Here is a 17,939-nt window from a genome sequence, read left to right as displayed (position 1 = left end):
ATCTAAGTCGCCATTCTTTTTAAACTATGAGAATGGCTTGGCTTTTACTTGCTGCGCCGCTTTTAACACGACAACAAATCCACTCAGCGTAAATAACACCATCATCACACCCATATTGAGCGATGCAGACCAAATCAGGAAGTTAAGCAGTACGCCACCCAAGAGGCCACAAGCGAATTGCATACTTCCCATAATTGCACTGGCTGTTCCTGCACGGGCACCTTGTTTAGACATTGCGAGCGCCATTGCATTTGGTCCTGTTAAACCAATGCCTGAAATAGCTAAAAACAACCCTAACATCACAAGCCATAAAGGTGCCGCAGGAATTAAACCCGCAATAAATACGATAATGGCGCCAGTCACTTGCACGAGTGAACCTGCCTTTAACCGTTTAGTGATTTCAACACGTGATGTTAAATGCTTATTTAAAGATGACATCAACATAATGCCAAAAGCATTTAGTCCAAAGGCATAAGCAAACTCTTGCTGATTCAGTCCGTATTGATCCATAAAAACTGCTGGTGCTGAGCTGATATAACAAAATAGCGCCGCCCCTGTTAAACAGCCTGCAAACATAGGTAAACGGAAACTCGCATCTTTGAAAATAGCCCCATAGAGGGTAACTACCTGATATGGTGACAGCTTGAGTCTTTTATCGGTTGCCAAAGTTTCTTTAAAAAAGAAATGTACACATAGCCAGCATATTGCTCCCACGATTGAAAGCGCAATAAAAATCGCTTGCCACGGAAACCAAATTAAAATCCATGCCCCAATCATAGGTGCCAAAATAGGTGCTAACCCCATTACAATCATCATGCTTGAAAAAGCTTGTGCCGAGCCTTGAACATCTAATCTATCGCGTATTGCTGCACGAGCCATAACCACGCCGACACAGCCACCTAAAGCTTGCAAAATACGAGCAGCAATCAAGCCCCATTCATTTGTAGCCAATACACAAAATAAGCTTGCGACTGCATAAAGTGCTAGACCAAAATAAAGTGGTTTTTTTCTACCGATCCGATCGCTTAGAGGACCATAAATCAATTGCCCAACAGCTAAACCAAAAAAGTAAGCTGGTAGTGTATTTGCCACCATTTGCGTACTTACCCCAAAGTCATCGGCCATTTGTGGCAAAGCAGGTAAGTACATATCGATGGATAATGGCCCTAAAGCCGTAAGCAAAGCGAGCAACATAATCCAGCCAATAGAATATTGACGCTGGGCTGTTTGTTCAGACATAACGATATTTCATTTTTCAATCATTTGCATACAGACAAGCTTACACTGTCTATCGTATGATTTGTGCAACATTGGTGTAGAAATACACAAATCCTTATCACTCAGGTTGATCAGCAAGGACTTCCTTTGAAATCTTGGTTTAAACGCCTAAAAAGAGCGACTTATAACACAACATTTATGTATAACGTGCGAATGCTGATAGCCTTTTCAGGAACTGCTTTCGTGCCTTATTTTTTAGGCTATCAATTAGCAACAATTCCACTTACTTTAGGTGTAGTCGCAGCAGGTTTAAGCGATATTGATGATCGCTTTTCAGTACGAATCATGAACCTGATTTATACCTATATTGGGTTCTTTGTTACCGCAGCTTCCGTACAACTACTTTTCCCCTACCCAATGGCTTTTGCTTTGGGGTTAATTGCTTCATGTATTGGCTGGATTTTATTAGGTTCGCTGGGACGTCGTTACGCAACCATCTCTTATGGATGTTTGGTTGTTTCAGTCTATACCATGCTAGGTGTTCACCTCTTCGACCACTGGTATATCCAACCTACCCTTTTAGTTGCAGGTGCTGCATGGTATGGCCTCATTGCAACCATTAGCTTTTTACTCTTTCCTGTTCGTCAACTGCAAGACAAACTGGCTGCCTCTTATGCATCGCTAGGTGATTTTCTATTTGCAAAATCAAATTTGTTTGATGTAGATATGACTGCTGCCAGCTATCAGCAAAGTATGATCGAACTGTCATTAGAAAACGGTAAGTTAATTACGATTTTTAATGACTTAAAAACAGCTTTATTAACTCGTTTAAAAGGCGACCGTGGGCAAAAAGATACACGCCGAAGCTTACATTATTATTTTGTCGCTCAAGACATTCATGAACGTGCAGACTCCGCTCATATCGACTATCAAAAATTAGCTAAAATTTTTCAGCACAGTGATATTTTATTTAGATTCCAACGAATTTTGGCGATCCAAGGCAAAGCTTGCCAAGAGTTAAATGAATGTATCTTGCAACGTAAACCTTATAACCATAATAAAAGGTTTAAACAAAGCTTTGAAAACCTACGCCTCTCATTAGAAAAGTTACGTCGTGATCAGCATTACGACATTTTATGGGTAAATGCGCTTTTCGCTTTATACCAGAATTTAAAATCTATCGACTCCCAGTTACTCAACTTAGAAACAGAACAACACATCCAATCTGATAAAGTGAAACAAGCCGAAAACCAGCTTAAAGATGATGATCTACAAGGATGGAATGATATTGTCATTCGGATAAAACAAAATTTAACTCCTGAATCTGTGCTGTTCCGCCACGCGATTCGTGTATCGATTGTTTTATTTATTGGATATGTGCTCATCCAAATGACCAATATTGAATATGGCTACTGGATTATGCTTACAGCTCTATTTGTAAGCCAACCTAATTTTAACGCGACCAAGCGCCGCTTACGTCTACGAATTGTTGGAACATTAGTGGGTATTATTGTTGGACTTGCGATTATCTTCTTAATTCCTTCAACCGAAGGACAACTATTCATGTTGATAGTAAGTGGAGTCCTGTTTTTTGAATTACGCAGTAAACAATATGCGCAGGCAACGGCCTTCATCACAATTTTGGCATTAATTAACTTTAATCTAGATGGTTCAGCGATGGCTGCGGCAATTCCAAGATTTATAGATACTTTAATAGGATGTGCTTTAGCTTGGTTTGGCGTGACATTTATTTGGCCTGACTGGAAATTCCGACGCCTGCCTCGCAACATCAGGCGCTCCCTACAAGCTCAATGCAATTATTTAGCTGAAGTCGTCAGACAATATCATGAAGGCCGTAATCATGCGCTAAATTACCGGATTGTACGTCGAGCTGCACATAATACAGATGCTGAAGTTGCTTCACTTATTTCTACTTTAGCAACTGAACCAGACTTTGACCCGACTCGTAAATCCGATATTTTTGAGTTTTTATGTTTAAACCATACATTTTTAAGCTATATCGCAGCACTTGGGGCACACCGAGAAAGCCTCCAAGATCAAGCTGTTCTTAAATTATTAGACCAAGCCTTAGATGATATTCAAGGGGCTCTATTAAGAGATGAAATGCCTGATCTTACAGCACAAAATATGCTCCAAACGATACGTCAACGTCTAAGCCAAAATGATGAAAACGATCAAAAATCACTCATTATTTTACAACAACTATCGCTCATGCTTGGTGTGTTGAACCGATTTAGTATGCTAAAACAACGTCTAAGTCATGATCTTGATAATGATGCCAGTGAGCTTGCATCGTTATAAATTTGAGTCGGAATTTAGTATTAAATTGGCATAATAACCTTTCCTGACTTATGCCAATTAGTGCTAAACTTAAAACAGTTTACAATTTGTTATTTGCACTATGACCGCGAAAAATTTATACGCTTATACGCTTCAGCCTGTTCCCTATGACGTGTCAGAAGCTGAACAACGTAATGCACAGCTTCTTATCTGGCGCAGTACCAATAAAATCAGCACAAAAATTTGGGCGATTATGGGTGTAGTTTTAGCCCTCGCTATTTTGGGTCTTGTTTTTATCAAGAACTACTCTACTATTTTTTGCTGGGTTGCTATTGTCTCTGTAGTACTTTACTACCTAGGTCGTAAATACGGATTAGAATGGTACGTTAAACGCAAAATGAATGAATTTCCGGTGCAGGAAATCAAAGGTATTCGTTTGGGCGTGCAACCTCATGGTATTGTGATGCGCCAAAAAATGGGCCAACAAGAAGGCGTTGGTACAATTGGATGGAAAAATATCTACGAATGGTACAATGCACCTGATTTCATCTTGGTAAATTTCAAAGTAAAAGATCCAAAAGGCCAAGAACAACAAGGTGCTTATATTTTACCTAAGCGCATGGATTCTAAAAATTTCTCGTTCAATACGATTCGCACGCATTTAAAAGAAGCTGTAGGCGAACCGAAAACCCTGTAAGTTTTGATTTCATAAAAAAGCCTCCTTATGGAGGTTTTTTATTGCGGTAAAAACAAATGATAATGAAAATTAATATTATCTACAAAATCCATATTATCTACTCAATCTTCGGCTATACTTCATTACAAGATCTCCATCATATTTACATTTTCGACCATGTTTAAAAAAATTTTATTTCAAATTCATTGGTTTCTGGGTATTACTGCTGGCCTAATCTTATCCATTATGGGTGTAACAGGTGCAATTTATTCTTATGACCAACAAATTTTAAAATGGGTGAATTCTGATAGTTATGTTGTTCAAGCTGAAAACACACCAAAATTAACCCCTGCTCAGCTATATCAATATTTCAATACAACTCAGCCTGAAATTAAAATTAATAGCATTACGATTGCCAAGGACCCAACTGCTTCTTCTACTGTCAACATTGAAAAAGAAGGAGAACGCCGAGGCTACAATATGATGGTTAACCCTTATAACGCTCAGGTTCTGCCCGATATTAAAGGTCGACAACTGTTGTTACTCATACAAAAAATTCACCGTAATTTAACCGCAGGCGAAGTTGGCAAGCAAATTACTGGTGCTTGTGCCTTAATGCTCATTTATTTTGTCTTGAGTGGATTATATTTACGCTGGCCTAAAAAGCATTCTGCCCGTCAATGGCTCGCGGTTAAACCAAAACTGAAAGGCCGAAATTTTATTTGGGATCTACATGCTGTTGTTGGGACATGGGTAATTGTTTTTTATCTTCTTTTTGCATGTACAGGTCTATATTGGTCTTATGACTGGTGGCGTAATGGCATGTTCAAAGTGATGGGCGTTGAACAACCTAAACCTCAAAGTCATGGCGCTCCCCCTCAAAATCGAGGAATGCAACAAAACAAACGAGCTGACCGTAATACTGATACAAAATCAGGACCTCAATTAGATAATACTCAGCTCATTACAGCACTTAATCAAACATGGAGTGGATTCAATAGTCAGATCGGACGTGACTATTCGACGCTAACATTGAGCCTACCTAAAAAAGATGATGGAAAAATTGAATTAAGCTTTCTCGATGCTAAACCATCACATGAACGTGCACGCAACCAAGCAATCTATAACTATAAAAATGGCAATATCGAAAAGATTGAACTTTATGAAGATAAAAAGCTTAACCAAAAGATCATGAGTAGCATGTTACCCGTGCATCGAGGTAGCTTCTTTGGACCAATTTATCAATTTTTTGCAATGCTTGCTTCATTGGCAATGCCTTTATTCTTTGTTACAGGGTTGATGCTTTATCTTAAACGCCGCAAACAGAAAAAATTAACACAGGCTGCTCGTCAGACTTTAGCAGGACAATACATTGATCCAAATGCAAAGCCTTGGCTTATTACCTACGCAACTCAAACTGGTGTAGCTGAACAACTCGCTTGGAGTACAGCAACAAGTTTACAAGAAGCTCATCAGCCAGTTCAAGTTAAACCTGTACAGCAGCTAACACAATCTGATTTAGAGCAGCATGAGCAGGTTCTATTTGTGATCAGTACTTACGGTACTGGTGATGCTCCTGATCTTGCTACAGGTTTTGCTAAAAAGCTTTTAAAAGTGAATCTGAACCTTAAACATATGAACTATGCTGTTTTGGCATTAGGCTCTAAAGAATATCCTGATACTTATTGTAGTTTTGGTCATGCAGTAGATGCTTGGCTTAAAACGAATGGTGCTCATGCCCTCTTTAATACAGTTGAAGTTGATAATGCACACCTATCGGATATTCAAAACTGGAATCAAGCACTTGCGAAAGCAACTAAATTAGATTTGCATGCTGTAAATTTAGAAAAAGTTTTTGATACCTGGATATTACAACAACGCAACTTACTCAACCCGAGTAGCTTAGGTCAACCTGCTTATAATATTGAGCTTAATGCAAAGCACGAAGCGATATGGCAAGCGGGTGATATTGCCGAAATTCAACCTGGTAATAGCCTTGAACGTATTCACGATTTTTTACAGAAGCACCATATTCTTAAAAATTCACAAGTTGATTCATTACAGATTTCAATTGAGAAAGCACTTTGGAATAAAGATTTAACTGGTGAAATTGAACCATTTGCTAATCTAGATCATTTATTGGAACAGCTCCCTACGCTACCAACACGCGAATATTCAATTGCCAGCATCCCTTCCCAGCAAGTGCTTCGTTTAGTTGTTCGTCAACAATATGATGAGTCTGGAAATTTAGGGTTAGGTTCTGGGTGGCTGACTCAACATACGCAAATTAATGATGAGATTGCTTTGCGCATTCGTACCAATGAATCATTCCATCTTATTGATGACAACCGCCCTATTATTTGTATTGGTAACGGTACTGGTATTGCAGGTTTAATGAGCCTATTACATACACGTACTCGTCATGACTACACCGAGAACTGGTTAATCTTTGGAGAACGTCAAAAAGCATGTGATTTCTTCTATGCATCAACTATTGAAGCATGGCAAACAACAGGAATGTTAAAACATCTAGATTTAGCATTCTCCAGAGATCAAGAACAACGCATGTATGTTCAAGATATAATCCGTCAGAATGCAGCAGAATTAGTAAACTGGATACAACGTGGCGCTGTTCTCTATGTCTGCGGAAGTATTGATGGCATGGCAAGCGGAGTCGACCAAGCACTTGTTGAAATTCTAGGTGATGAACAGCTAGATGAATTAAGACAACAAGGTCGTTATCGTCGTGATGTTTATTAAAGCTCAATAAATTAAAAAAACCGAGTAATAGCGCAAATGCTTTACTCGGTTTTTTATTGCATTCAGAATGATTTTGCATACACTGTCTGCAATTTAAATTGCAACTGTAAACACAATGCAAGTCAGTAAGTGGATCCGTATTTTCCTAGCAATCATTGGTACGATTTTATTTCTGGATGGATTAATTTTAATTTGTCTCAATAAAATTAATGTCGGCACAATTATCCCTTTAATTTTAGGTGCTTTCTTCTGCCTCTATTCTTTATTTTATTATCATTTAGAGCGTTTTTTCTTCTATCATTACCGCTTACACACACTTTGGCGTTTCGGCTGGTTATGCCTCTGGATATGGCTAATTAGCTTAGGCTATTTTTTTGATTTTATTAAAAAGAATAAAGAAACAAGTCAAAACCTCCCTCCAGTAAAGGCAATCATTGTATTAGGTAGTGGCGTTGAAAATGGTCAACCATCCAAAACTCTTGCAAAACGTTTAGATACAGCTGCCCCTATTGCTCTAAAACAGCTCCAAGCAAAAGTTGTTGTAACGGGAGGCCTTGATTTTTCAGAAAAGGAAAGCGAAGCATTAGTAATGTCGCGTTATCTAGAACAACATTATCATTTAGCAAAAGAACGAATGATACTTGGAGATAAAAGTACAAGTACTGAGCTTAATTTAAAAAATAGTAAACCACTATTAGCACAACACCACATTACCCTAGACCAACCCATAGCTATTGTGACAAGCGATTTTCACACTCCACGAGCAGCGGCTATTGCTAAAAAACAAGGTTATACGCAAGTTTATACAGTGGCGGCAGAAACACCATTAGCTACTCGCTACAACTCTTGGTTACGAGAATACTTTGCTTTTGCAAGTGGATGGTTTTTAAAAGAATATTAAGACTGACCTATTTCAAAACTGCTATTAAAAAATAGCAGTTTTTTTATCTAACAAATATTCGCTCTTGCTACAAATGTATTTAATAAAGATTATAAATAATGAGCACAAATATAGACCTTTAGGTGCAAGCGAGTAAGGTGAGTTTATAAGAATAAAGCACTTATTAGGTTTAAATGAACTAAAGCTTTTAATAATTTTTTTGAAAAATATTTTTAATTTATAATTCAGACCATAATACTTAAAACAGTCAAATAATTCGTTTAGCTATTAAATAATTCAAATTACAGATTCAAGTCGTTCAAGTGTATATAACGAAGAGACAAGCGGTGAATGAAAACAATAATTTAAGAATTATTCATCTAAAGATATAGGAACTTTAATTTCACAATAGAAAAATTAATTTAGAATTGTTCATATAACAAATAATTCTACATGAAAATTAAAAGTATAAGAAAATAAGCGATTTGAATAGGAGAAGAGTTTAATTTTTTGAAAGAAATAATGGTGGGCGCTGACGGGATCGAACCGCCGACATTCTGCTTGTAAGGCAGACGCTCTACCAACTGAGCTAAGCGCCCTTAATGAGAAAAGATAACGAATGTATCTTTATACTCTACATTCTCTAGACAAGGGAATCAAGAGAATGGCGCAGCGGACGGGGCTCGAACCCGCGACCCCCGGCGTGACAGGCCGGTATTCTAACCAACTGAACTACCGCTGCACTACAATACTTTAAAAGTAAAGTATGGTCACATATATGGTGGGCGCTGACGGGATCGAACCGCCGACATTCTGCTTGTAAGGCAGACGCTCTACCAACTGAGCTAAGCGCCCCAGAAGAAAAACTAATTATTCATTAATTTATTGATATAAGATTTTAACATCTTAAATCATCTTCCAAACACAACCCGAACTGAAAAGTGGCGCAGCGGACGGGGCTCGAACCCGCGACCCCCGGCGTGACAGGCCGGTATTCTAACCAACTGAACTACCGCTGCACTTTCACAATATCGAAATTGTGGGGTAAAACGATGTTAAGTCTTAAGTGGCGCAGCGGACGGGGCTCGAACCCGCGACCCCCGGCGTGACAGGCCGGTATTCTAACCAACTGAACTACCGCTGCACTTGAGAGCTTAACGTAAAGGCTTGGTGGGCGCTGACGGGATCGAACCGCCGACATTCTGCTTGTAAGGCAGACGCTCTACCAACTGAGCTAAGCGCCCTTTAACGTCTTCATCGTTTGTGAGGTGCATTATAGAGAATCTTTAACAGGTGTCAAACGCTTTTCGACTTCTTTTTAAAAAAATGCGAATGAATGATTAAAAATAAGTCATTATTAAGTAAAAAACAATTTTTTGTATTTTATTTAAACACTTATTTCAATATTTTCTGCGTTTGCACACCTCATCAAGAATATCTAAAACTCACATTCAGGTTAAAGATTGTTCAGACAAATAAACTAATGCATCTTCAGCCACTAAATCAAATAGCTCAATGATTTCTTCATTACGCATTCGAATACACCCATGTGACATTGGCACCCCCATTGGCTGCGTGTCTGGAGTTCCATGAATGTAGATATAACGTTGCATAGTGTCGTAGCCTTCCCCTTTATTAAACCCAGTCTCTAGACCATCTAACCAGAGAATACGAGAAAGTATCCAGTCTCGCTCAGGATATTGCGCAGCTAACTCAGTGCTATAAACCTCCCCTGTTGGCTTACGCGCGATAAAAACTGCATTTCGGGGAGACTCTGCACCAATTTTCTTTGCCACTCTATGCCACCCACGTGGTGTTCTACCCGTGTTTTCCTGCTCACCGATTCCATTCTTTCCTGTAGAGATAACATAAAACTTATTATGTTTAGGCAAAGTTAATGTTTGATTTGCTAAATCGATGAGAACATCTGCATCTTCGAGTTTAAATTGAGACATTGAACTCATTCTCTTATATCAACTCAAATACATTGAGTTTAAGTAAAAAATTATTGTAAGGACTTCTCTTGCAGTGAAAATAAAAGATTATCAATCTTCTTCTATCTACGCGCAGTTTCACTGCTTGTCTTGCACCAAAATAAAAGATTATTAATCTTTTATTTTGGCTCAGGGCGTAGCCATAACCAAACTGCAACGATGAACATAGTAATATCAGTAAAAGCCTTGACAAAAAGTGGCGCTGAAGTAAATAGCATTATAATTCCGCTAATTGCCATCATTATGCTTGCAATCCACTTCGCTTTACGAGGTACTGTGCCATTGGCTCGCCAATTACGTAATGTTGGTCCATATTTAGGGTGATTTAACAACCAATTATCCATTTGTGGCCAGCCTTTTGAAGCAGCCCAAGCAGCCAGAATCAAAAACACTGTGGTCGGCATACCTGGTAAAATTGCTCCAATAATGCCTAGCGTGATAAAAATCACGACTAAAGTGCGCCAGAACAATGTTCGCATATATAAACCTTAACCTGCTGTTAGCGTTAGTATAAAGTGTTTTTCTAATATTTTTTGTTGATCCGTTATGAAATTAGGATGAATTACTTCGAGTATTAAATGTATGAATATTGCCTCAGTTAAAACGTCCTATTTCGAACCATGGCTTCAATTTCAACATCCTATCGTTCGACAGCTTGCATTTTGTATTGCTAGTCCAAATTTACTTTACCAACTACCAAAAAGTTTATGTATACAACATCGCTTTAAGCTACATCCAAGTGAGTTTTGGGAAGTTCATTTTCAAAACTATTTACCGCGTTTAATAGAACTCGATCAGTCACCTGAGCCTTTAATTCAGTTTTTATCTCAGCTTAAAAGTACACGCCTAGGTTTACGTTTTGAACATCTACTTTGGTTTTGGTTGCAAGAGGATCAGTATCATCCCTATGAATTATTGGGACATAGTATTCAAAAAATTGAGGGGGCAAAAACCTTAGGCGAACTGGATTTTTTAATTTTAAATAAAGAAACTCAAAAAATTGAACATTGGGAGGTCGCCTTAAAATATTATCTGGGTGAAGCAGATTTACATTTAGAACAATGGATTGGCCTAAACCGTCAGGATACTTTAAGCAAAAAGCTTTATCACTTTACCAACAAACAATTTCAGTTTCCTGAAGCCTTAAACTTCGAAATTCAACAACGTTTTGCTGTTTTAAAGGGACAACTTTATCTTCCTTTGGATTTAAATTTGCAGCAGCCCCTACCTGACTGGATAAATTTAAAGCGTCGTTTGGGATATTGGGGCACAACAATTCCTCATTCTTCTTTTTATCGATTAGAAAGACATGAATGGCTGTGTCCAAATAAACAACCTAGTTCAGGTCCGGCACATTGGTGGACAGACGGTTTATATTGTAAAAATGGTCAGGAGGCTCTGTTTTATATGTTTAGACACCCTTCATACTTAAAATTTAAGTCCAACACGCAGAAATTTAAATAATTAACAAGAACTTTAAGATTCTAGAAACATTTTATAACGTTTTTACTATTAAACAGTCATGTTTCTTTTTCCGTTTGTTTTTTAATCTAAATTTACTTCATTATTAAATTTAAACGGAGAAAATGATGAAAAAAGTTTTAGCTGCTTCTGTCATGATTGCTGTTGTTTTAACAGGCTGTAATACGTTTAAGGGTTTTGGTAAAGATGTTTCTAAAGCAGGTGATGCTGTAACGAATACTGCTGAAAAAACACAAGATAAAATGTAAGTTAGAGTTATCACTGAAAAACCTTATCGCTCTGATAAGGTTTTTTTATTTTTACGTACCCATCACGTAGAGATTCGCCTATTATATCGGACTATATTTCACCTGATCAGTACACAATTTCCGGTATGAACCATTCAGATACTCTCTCGCTTAGCCTAGAACTTTTACAGCAACCTTCTGTTACTCCAATTGATCACACTTGCCAGACCATCATGGCAGACCGTTTAAGCCAAGTTGGTTTTCATATTGAACCAATGCGTTTTGGTGAGGTAGATAATCTATGGGCACGTCGTGGAACTGAAGAACCTGTATTTTGTTTTGCAGGTCATACTGATGTCGTCCCAACAGGTAAATTAGAAGCGTGGAATTCGGACCCATTTGCACCTGAAATCCGTGATGGAAAATTATATGGTCGTGGTTCGGCAGATATGAAGACAGCTTTGGCAGCTATGGTTGTCGCATCTGAGCGTTTTGTAGCAAAACATCCAGACCATAAAGGATCTATTGCATTTCTGATTACTTCTGATGAAGAAGGTCCTGCGGTTAACGGTACGGTCAAGGTTATTGAGACTCTTGAAGAACGTAACGAAAAAATTAAATGGTGTCTGGTAGGTGAACCCTCAAGTACTCATAAATTAGGTGATATTGTTAAAAATGGGCGCCGTGGTTCACTTAATGCAGTATTAAAAGTCCAAGGTAAACAAGGCCATGTGGCCTATCCACATTTAGCACTAAACCCAATTCATGAAGCATCACCTGCTTTAACAGAGCTATGCCAAAGTGTTTGGGATAATGGAAATGAATATTTCCCGGCAACATCATTTCAGATTTCAAATATTCATTCCGGAACGGGTGCAACCAACGTCATTCCAGGTACTTTAGAAGTTACTTTTAACTTCCGCTATTCAACAGAAGTGACTGCTGAACAGCTTAAACAACGTGTTCATGAGATTTTAGATAAACACGGTTTACAATATGAAATCGTTTGGAATTTGTCTGGTTTACCCTTCCTGACTCCAGTTGGTGAACTCGTTAATGCGGCTCAAACTGCTATTTTAAATGTAACTGGCACTGAAACCGAGCTTTCAACAAGTGGTGGTACTTCTGACGGACGTTTTATTGCTCCAACAGGCGCACAGGTTTTAGAATTAGGCGTTCTTAACGCAACAATTCATCAAATTAATGAACATGTTGACGTACATGACCTCGATCCACTGACTGATATTTATGAGCAAATTTTAGAAAATTTATTAGCTAAATAAAAATTAAAAAGGAACTCACAATGAGTTCCTTTTTTTATAGATGAAGCGAATTTTGGATATATTGCAAATTAGGAACGTGGTAGCGTTGATTCTCCATACGCACATATTTAAATACCGTTGGGCGCTGTAAAGTCTCTTGTATATCCTCATTTTCATCTACGACTTCAGAAATACGTAAACGGACTGAAACTGGCATCGATTTACATATGAGCGCAAAACGTTGGTTGATATCTTCACTTTCAATAACTAATGCCACCGCTCGCGAATCAACTTCATTGTGCACAGAATAGACCGAGAGTTTTACGTCATGCCATTCAATATGCTTGATACCATTTTTAACATCCATAGCTGATAACACTATATTTTGTGGCAATAGCATCGGCACTTGCTGATCACATTCAATAATATATGCATCAATAAAACCAGTTGAAACAGTAATTAAATGTTGAAGTTCTTGCTGATCCATTTCACTAATTAATGATGTACTGATATGACTATCCATTAGGCAAGTTCCTCTTCACGTGTCATGAAAAAAGCTTCAATATTGTGAAGTAAGTCTTCTTCTTGGAAAGGTTTACCCATGTATTGGTTAACCCCTAAAGTAAATGCTCGTTCACGGTGTTTTTCGCCAGTTCTTGATGTAATCATAATGACTGGCATATCTTGATGTAGATCATGATGTCGTACGAGGTTAAGCACCTCAAAGCCATCCATTCGCGGCATTTCAATATCAAGCAGCATCAGATCTGGTTTAATATTTTCCAACTGCTCAATTGCATCGATACCATCTTTAGCAGTTACTACATCATAGCCCTGACGTTCGAGTAAACGAGTTGTTACCTTACGGACTGTAACAGAGTCATCTACAATCATAATAAGACGGCGCTCATCAGACTCACGTTGTCTATAGATAGCTTCATTAAGCGGCTTATGTCGGCGGGTAGACTGAATTTGGCGAGCAATATTTTGTCCATCTAAAATTAGACAAACTTGACCATCACCTAAAATAGTTGCGCCTGCAATCGCGCCAATACTAGAGAACTGCTGCCCGATTGGCTTGACCACAATCTGCGCACGTGAACCAATAAGCTGATCAACTAATAATGCAATTGTTTGTCCATTATTAGTCTTAATCATTAATACTGGTAGTGAATACATCATCCCACTTAAACGTGGAATTGGTTGATTACCAACAAACTCAGATAAATAGCGTAATGGATAACGTTTATTTTCAAACTCAAAGAATTCTTGTGCGCTTCCAAAATACTGTTCTAATGAGGTTGGTGAAACTCGAACAATTCGATCAATTTGAGCCAATGGAATTGCAAATTGCTGATCAGCAACTTTAACCATTAATGCATCACTAACCGCTACTGTGGTTGGAACACGTATTGTAAAGATTGTTCCTTGCCCATACACAGAGTCGACACTCACATGTCCGCCCAAAGCTTTAATATCACTTTGTACAACATCTAGCCCTACACCACGACCTGAAATCTGAGTGACTTGATCGGCTGTACTTAACCCGGGATGGAAAATCAACTGTAAAATATCTTGATGTTCTAATACTTGTTCAGACTTAATCAAACCAGACAAGAGAGCCTTTTGACGGACCTTCTCGATATCAATACCTCGGCCATCATCCTTAAATGTAACAACAATATCCGTACCTTGACGATGAATATTCAGTTCAATACGCCCAGTCTCTGGTTTTTGCGCTTGTTCACGTTGCACACGATCTTCTAAACCATGGTCGATTGCATTTCGAAGCATGTGCTCAAGTGGTGTAACCAAACGCTCTAGCATCGTCCGGTCTAATTCACCCTCGGTATTATTAACAAAAAGCTCTGCTGGTCGATCCAACGCAGTAGAAGTCTGCCTCACAATTCTTTGTAAACGAGGTAGCAATCGAGAGAATGGTACTAATCGCGTTCGCATTAGCCCTTCTTGAATTTCGGCCTGAATACGTGATTGTTGTACCAGTAAACTTTCGGTGTCTCTGATTTTTTCGGATAATGTATTTTTGAAATCCACTAAATCCGATGCAGATTCGGCAAGTGATTTCGATAATTGATTCAATGAAGAATATTGGTCCATTTCTAGAGGATCAAATTCTGTATAACGAGAGTGCTCAATACCGTGTTTTGCAATAATCTGACTTTCTAATTCGCCTTCCATTCGACGTAACTGGTCTGCTAGTCGTTGAATGGCTAATTCCATTTCCACGAGCGTATGACCAAATTGACTGAGATCCATTTCAATTCGTGAACGGTTAATCGAATTTTCACCAGACAAATCAATCATTTTCTCAATTAAATCTGCCGAAACCCGGATCATCTCATTATTTTGTTCAAGATGCTGTGCTTGTTCCCATGCCCCCATCATTGGCGGCGGTTCTGCACCATCACCTTGCACAAAGCTCATTACAGGTTCAGTACTAAATAAATCAGTTCTGGTCAACTTACTTGGAATTTGTATTGCAGTTTCAATAAACTGAATATTTTCTAAACTTTGTTGTAAACCGTCAAAATGTTGATAATTTTGCTTGAAAATTGCCTCTTTTAACCAAACAATCGCACTCTCTAGCAAGTTGTCATAAATATTTGAGCTAAAATGATAAAGCGCAAATTTTTCAAAAGCGTTTTCAAGTTGATAAGCAATCGCTTGTACGGTTTCAAGTCCCACCATACGGGAACCACCCTTCAAGCTGTGCACTGCTCTTTGTAGCTGAAGCAAGATACTACGATTGGTACGCTGCTCAAACCACTGCTTTAATAGGTGATCGGCCATCTCTAACAGTTCGGCCGCTTCCTCCATAAATGTCTGCTCGACAACAGAGTCAATATCCTGATCTTGAATATTATCTGTATAGCCTTCTGCATCAAAAACTTGTAATTCTGTGTGTTCAACAAGTCTAATATTAGACTCAACAATCTGCTCAAAATTCGAAGTTAACTCATCGAGATTTAACGCAGTATTGTGTATAGCTTCTTGTTGTAATACTTCAAAACTTGATTCCGATATAACATCAGTTTCAGACTCTGCTTGCATCTCTTTAACAGCAAACCCAAGTAAATTATATACCGTACCCGCACTCTTAAGTGCTTGAATAGTATGAGAAGCAGCATAATCTAAGTGCTGTTCACGTACTATTTGTAGACGATCGGCTAAATCATCTTGAACTAGACGAATAAAATCAATGAGAGCAGATGAAGTAACTAACTGTCTTTGAATTATACGCTCATAAATACTTTCTAATTCATGTGCAATTAAACCAATATAATTTGCCTGAATCATATTTGCCCCACCTTTTAAGGTATGCAAATAGCGCATCAGATTATTAAGCGCAGCAAAGTTCTCTTGGTCATTAACCCAAATATTAAGATCTGTATCCATTCCTTCAAGCAACTCATCGGCTTCTTCAAGAAAAATATCTAACAGTTCTGGATCAAAATAACGGTTTACGTGCTCAGTAGACATGAACTGGCGATCTAAATGTACACTCTGGCTCATTGCTACATGATCAGTTAATACACTTTCGATAGATGCCGAAGATTCATTTGCTGTTTGTTCTACATCAACACTAAATAGCGACTCAACAACTCCTTGATGAATGTCTAATAGTTCAGAATTAAGACTTGGAATATGCTGGGTATATAGTTTTAGCTCTTCCAAAATATTTTGGTGTTGCTCAATAATACTAACTCTTTGACCCGCAGCTAATGCATCAAATAACTGAATTAATTGTTGATGTGCTTTTTGATAAATTTCAAAAACATAATCTGATTGTAATAAATCAGGTCGATCAAGCAACATGTCATAGCTATCTTTCAGCTGGTTAGTGTATTCATATAAACCAACCATTGCCTGAGACTGGGTATGTTGCAATAACAAATCAGCTTGTTCACTTAAACGCTCAAGATAGTGAGGAAACTCAGAACGAATTCCTTTCTCAAAATCTAACTCTGCATCAAGTAATTCTGAAACATCAAGCTGTAACAGCTGAGATACTAGACCATGTGGAGGCGTGAGTGGGCTCGAATGCTCCCCATGCTGCTCCATATAAGCATCCCAAACCTGATTGAATTGTTTCAGGTTAGAGTCTAATTGCTCATTAGAGTAATGCGCAGCTAATAAATCTAAACAATTTCGAATAAACTGACGGTAATCACGGAGTAGCACGATCTCTTTTGAATGAGAAGATAGCTCTTCTTGTAATAGGATTTTGAATAAATGCTCAACCTTGGTACTGGCATCAAAAATTGCCTCTACCTGAGCCATTGCCGAGCTACCGCGCAACGTATGTAATGCACGGATGAGCGCATTGTAACTCTCGTGCTGATGTATTTCTTGTTCTAAAAACTGATCGATAGTCGCTAAGTGTTCTTCCGCTTCTTCCATAAATAAAACTAAGGTTTCAGCAAGGTTATGTTCACTTTCTATAGCGGTTTCTAGAATTAAATTATCTGATTCCGGTTCTAAATCATTTACCTCTAAACCAGTTTTCGTTTCCGCAGTAAGAGTATCCCACAATAATAAAAGTTCTTCTAAAGCAGGCTCTAAACTTTGCTGTTGTTGTAATTGTTGTCCCAATAAAATTAGAGGTCTAAAATCTACTGCATGTTCCTTTCTAGATTTAAAGTCATCTACTAATTTAAAGAAATAGAATTTAAATACCAACTGAACATATTGTTGGATGTTAGGAGTTAATCTGAGACTCTCATTGATTACCCGATTAAGCGTATCTTCTACAGTCCAAGCAAGCTCTGCGGAGGATTTAGCTCCAATCATTCGCCCAGAACCTTTCAAGGTATGAAAATGGCGACGGATTTCAGTCAGCGTAGCAACATTTCTAGATTGCATCCATTCATGAATCGAAGATTGCAATTCAACAAAAATTTCTTCAATTTCTTCAACGAAGATTTCAAGAAATTCGGCATCTTGTTGAGAATAGCTATCTTCCGGTAGCATCATTGCTTCAGTTAAAGTTTTTAATATTTCTTTCATAGCAAAGGCTTCTTTTGCTTATCTCCTAAATGGAGAAAAACGACAGAGTCAACATCAGATAAATAGCTGTGTCCCCAATATTTATCTGATGTTGTTAATACTTTTTAGAAG

General features: G+C 38.2%; 12 protein-coding genes and 6 tRNA genes. 7 read left to right on the top strand and 11 right to left on the bottom strand.

Translation table 11 applies throughout. The features are described from left to right. Positions 1-24: 24 nt before the first annotated feature. Positions 25-1,239, bottom strand: a complete 1,215-nt coding sequence (locus AC2117_RS03420; protein WP_133971934.1) for a multidrug effflux MFS transporter — start codon at positions 1,237-1,239, stop codon at positions 25-27. A gap of 126 nt (positions 1,240-1,365) precedes the next feature. Between AC2117_RS03420 and yccS the strand changes: the two genes are divergently transcribed. The 4 genes from yccS (at position 1,366) to AC2117_RS03400 (ending at position 7,856) form a co-directional block, all read left to right on the top strand. Continuing rightward, entirely contained in the window at positions 1,366-3,540 is a 2,175-nt protein-coding gene (gene yccS / locus AC2117_RS03415; RefSeq protein ID WP_133971932.1) for a YccS family putative transporter, read from the top strand. Positions 3,541-3,640: 100 nt separating this feature from the next. After that, positions 3,641-4,216 (top strand): SdpI family protein, encoded by a 576-nt coding sequence (locus AC2117_RS03410; protein ID WP_133971930.1) that lies wholly within the window; start codon positions 3,641-3,643, stop codon positions 4,214-4,216. Between the two features lie 156 nt (positions 4,217-4,372). Continuing rightward, the gene (locus AC2117_RS03405) at positions 4,373-6,955 is read left to right on the top strand and encodes a PepSY domain-containing protein (RefSeq protein WP_133971928.1); all 2,583 of its coding nucleotides are present in this window, start codon (positions 4,373-4,375) and stop codon (positions 6,953-6,955) included. 115 nt (positions 6,956-7,070) lie between these two features. Next, positions 7,071-7,856 (top strand): YdcF family protein, encoded by a 786-nt coding sequence (locus AC2117_RS03400; RefSeq protein ID WP_133971926.1) that lies wholly within the window; start codon positions 7,071-7,073, stop codon positions 7,854-7,856. A gap of 502 nt (positions 7,857-8,358) precedes the next feature. On the opposite strand, the gene AC2117_RS03395 is transcribed toward AC2117_RS03400, so the two are convergent. The 8 genes from AC2117_RS03395 to AC2117_RS03360 form a co-directional block, all read right to left on the bottom strand. Then, positions 8,359-8,434, bottom strand: a tRNA-Val gene (locus AC2117_RS03395). 66 nt (positions 8,435-8,500) lie between these two features. After that, positions 8,501-8,577: transfer RNA gene (locus AC2117_RS03390), tRNA-Asp, on the bottom strand. 37 nt (positions 8,578-8,614) lie between these two features. After that, positions 8,615-8,690 (bottom strand) — tRNA-Val (locus AC2117_RS03385). An 87-nt stretch (positions 8,691-8,777) separates the two neighbouring features. Beyond that, positions 8,778-8,854, bottom strand: a tRNA-Asp gene (locus tag AC2117_RS03380). 48 nt (positions 8,855-8,902) lie between these two features. After that, positions 8,903-8,979: transfer RNA gene (locus tag AC2117_RS03375), tRNA-Asp, on the bottom strand. Between the two features lie 24 nt (positions 8,980-9,003). After that, positions 9,004-9,079: transfer RNA gene (locus tag AC2117_RS03370), tRNA-Val, on the bottom strand. Positions 9,080-9,286: 207 nt separating this feature from the next. Further along, positions 9,287-9,790, bottom strand: a complete 504-nt coding sequence (gene elsL / locus AC2117_RS03365; protein ID WP_133971924.1) for a cell wall-recycling L,D-carboxypeptidase ElsL — start codon at positions 9,788-9,790, stop codon at positions 9,287-9,289. Positions 9,791-9,948: 158 nt separating this feature from the next. Further along, complete coding sequence (locus AC2117_RS03360; protein WP_133971922.1) at positions 9,949-10,308, bottom strand: YbaN family protein; 360 nt, start codon at positions 10,306-10,308, stop codon at positions 9,949-9,951. 103 nt (positions 10,309-10,411) lie between these two features. Between AC2117_RS03360 and AC2117_RS03355 the strand changes: the two genes are divergently transcribed. From AC2117_RS03355 to dapE, 3 genes are all read left to right on the top strand, one after another. Then, positions 10,412-11,293: a DUF1853 family protein gene (locus tag AC2117_RS03355; protein ID WP_133971921.1), complete on the top strand. Its 882-nt coding sequence runs from the start codon at positions 10,412-10,414 to the stop codon at positions 11,291-11,293. A 122-nt stretch (positions 11,294-11,415) separates the two neighbouring features. Continuing rightward, the gene (locus AC2117_RS03350; protein ID WP_003655297.1) at positions 11,416-11,559 is read left to right on the top strand and encodes an entericidin A/B family lipoprotein; all 144 of its coding nucleotides are present in this window, start codon (positions 11,416-11,418) and stop codon (positions 11,557-11,559) included. A gap of 125 nt (positions 11,560-11,684) precedes the next feature. Continuing rightward, positions 11,685-12,821 (top strand): succinyl-diaminopimelate desuccinylase, encoded by a 1,137-nt coding sequence (dapE, locus tag AC2117_RS03345; RefSeq protein WP_133971919.1) that lies wholly within the window; start codon positions 11,685-11,687, stop codon positions 12,819-12,821. 34 nt (positions 12,822-12,855) lie between these two features. Here the strand turns inward: dapE and AC2117_RS03340 are convergent, their stop codons facing one another. Beyond that, positions 12,856-13,323 carry a hypothetical protein gene (locus AC2117_RS03340; protein WP_197730979.1) on the bottom strand — a complete coding sequence of 156 codons (468 nt, stop codon included), beginning with the start codon at positions 13,321-13,323 and terminating at the stop codon, positions 12,856-12,858. Further along, on the bottom strand, positions 13,323-17,828 hold the full coding sequence (locus AC2117_RS03335) for an Hpt domain-containing protein (protein WP_133971917.1): 4,506 nt from the start codon (positions 17,826-17,828) through the stop codon (positions 13,323-13,325). Before AC2117_RS03335 ends, AC2117_RS03340 begins: the two co-directional genes overlap by 1 nt. Positions 17,829-17,939 lie beyond the last annotated feature (111 nt).

The sequence above is a fragment of the Acinetobacter calcoaceticus genome (assembly GCF_900520355.1).
Classification (GTDB): domain Bacteria; phylum Pseudomonadota; class Gammaproteobacteria; order Pseudomonadales; family Moraxellaceae; genus Acinetobacter; species Acinetobacter calcoaceticus_C.
Note: the sequence above shows the minus strand (reverse complement) of the source record. Positions and strands in the feature narration are given on the sequence as shown.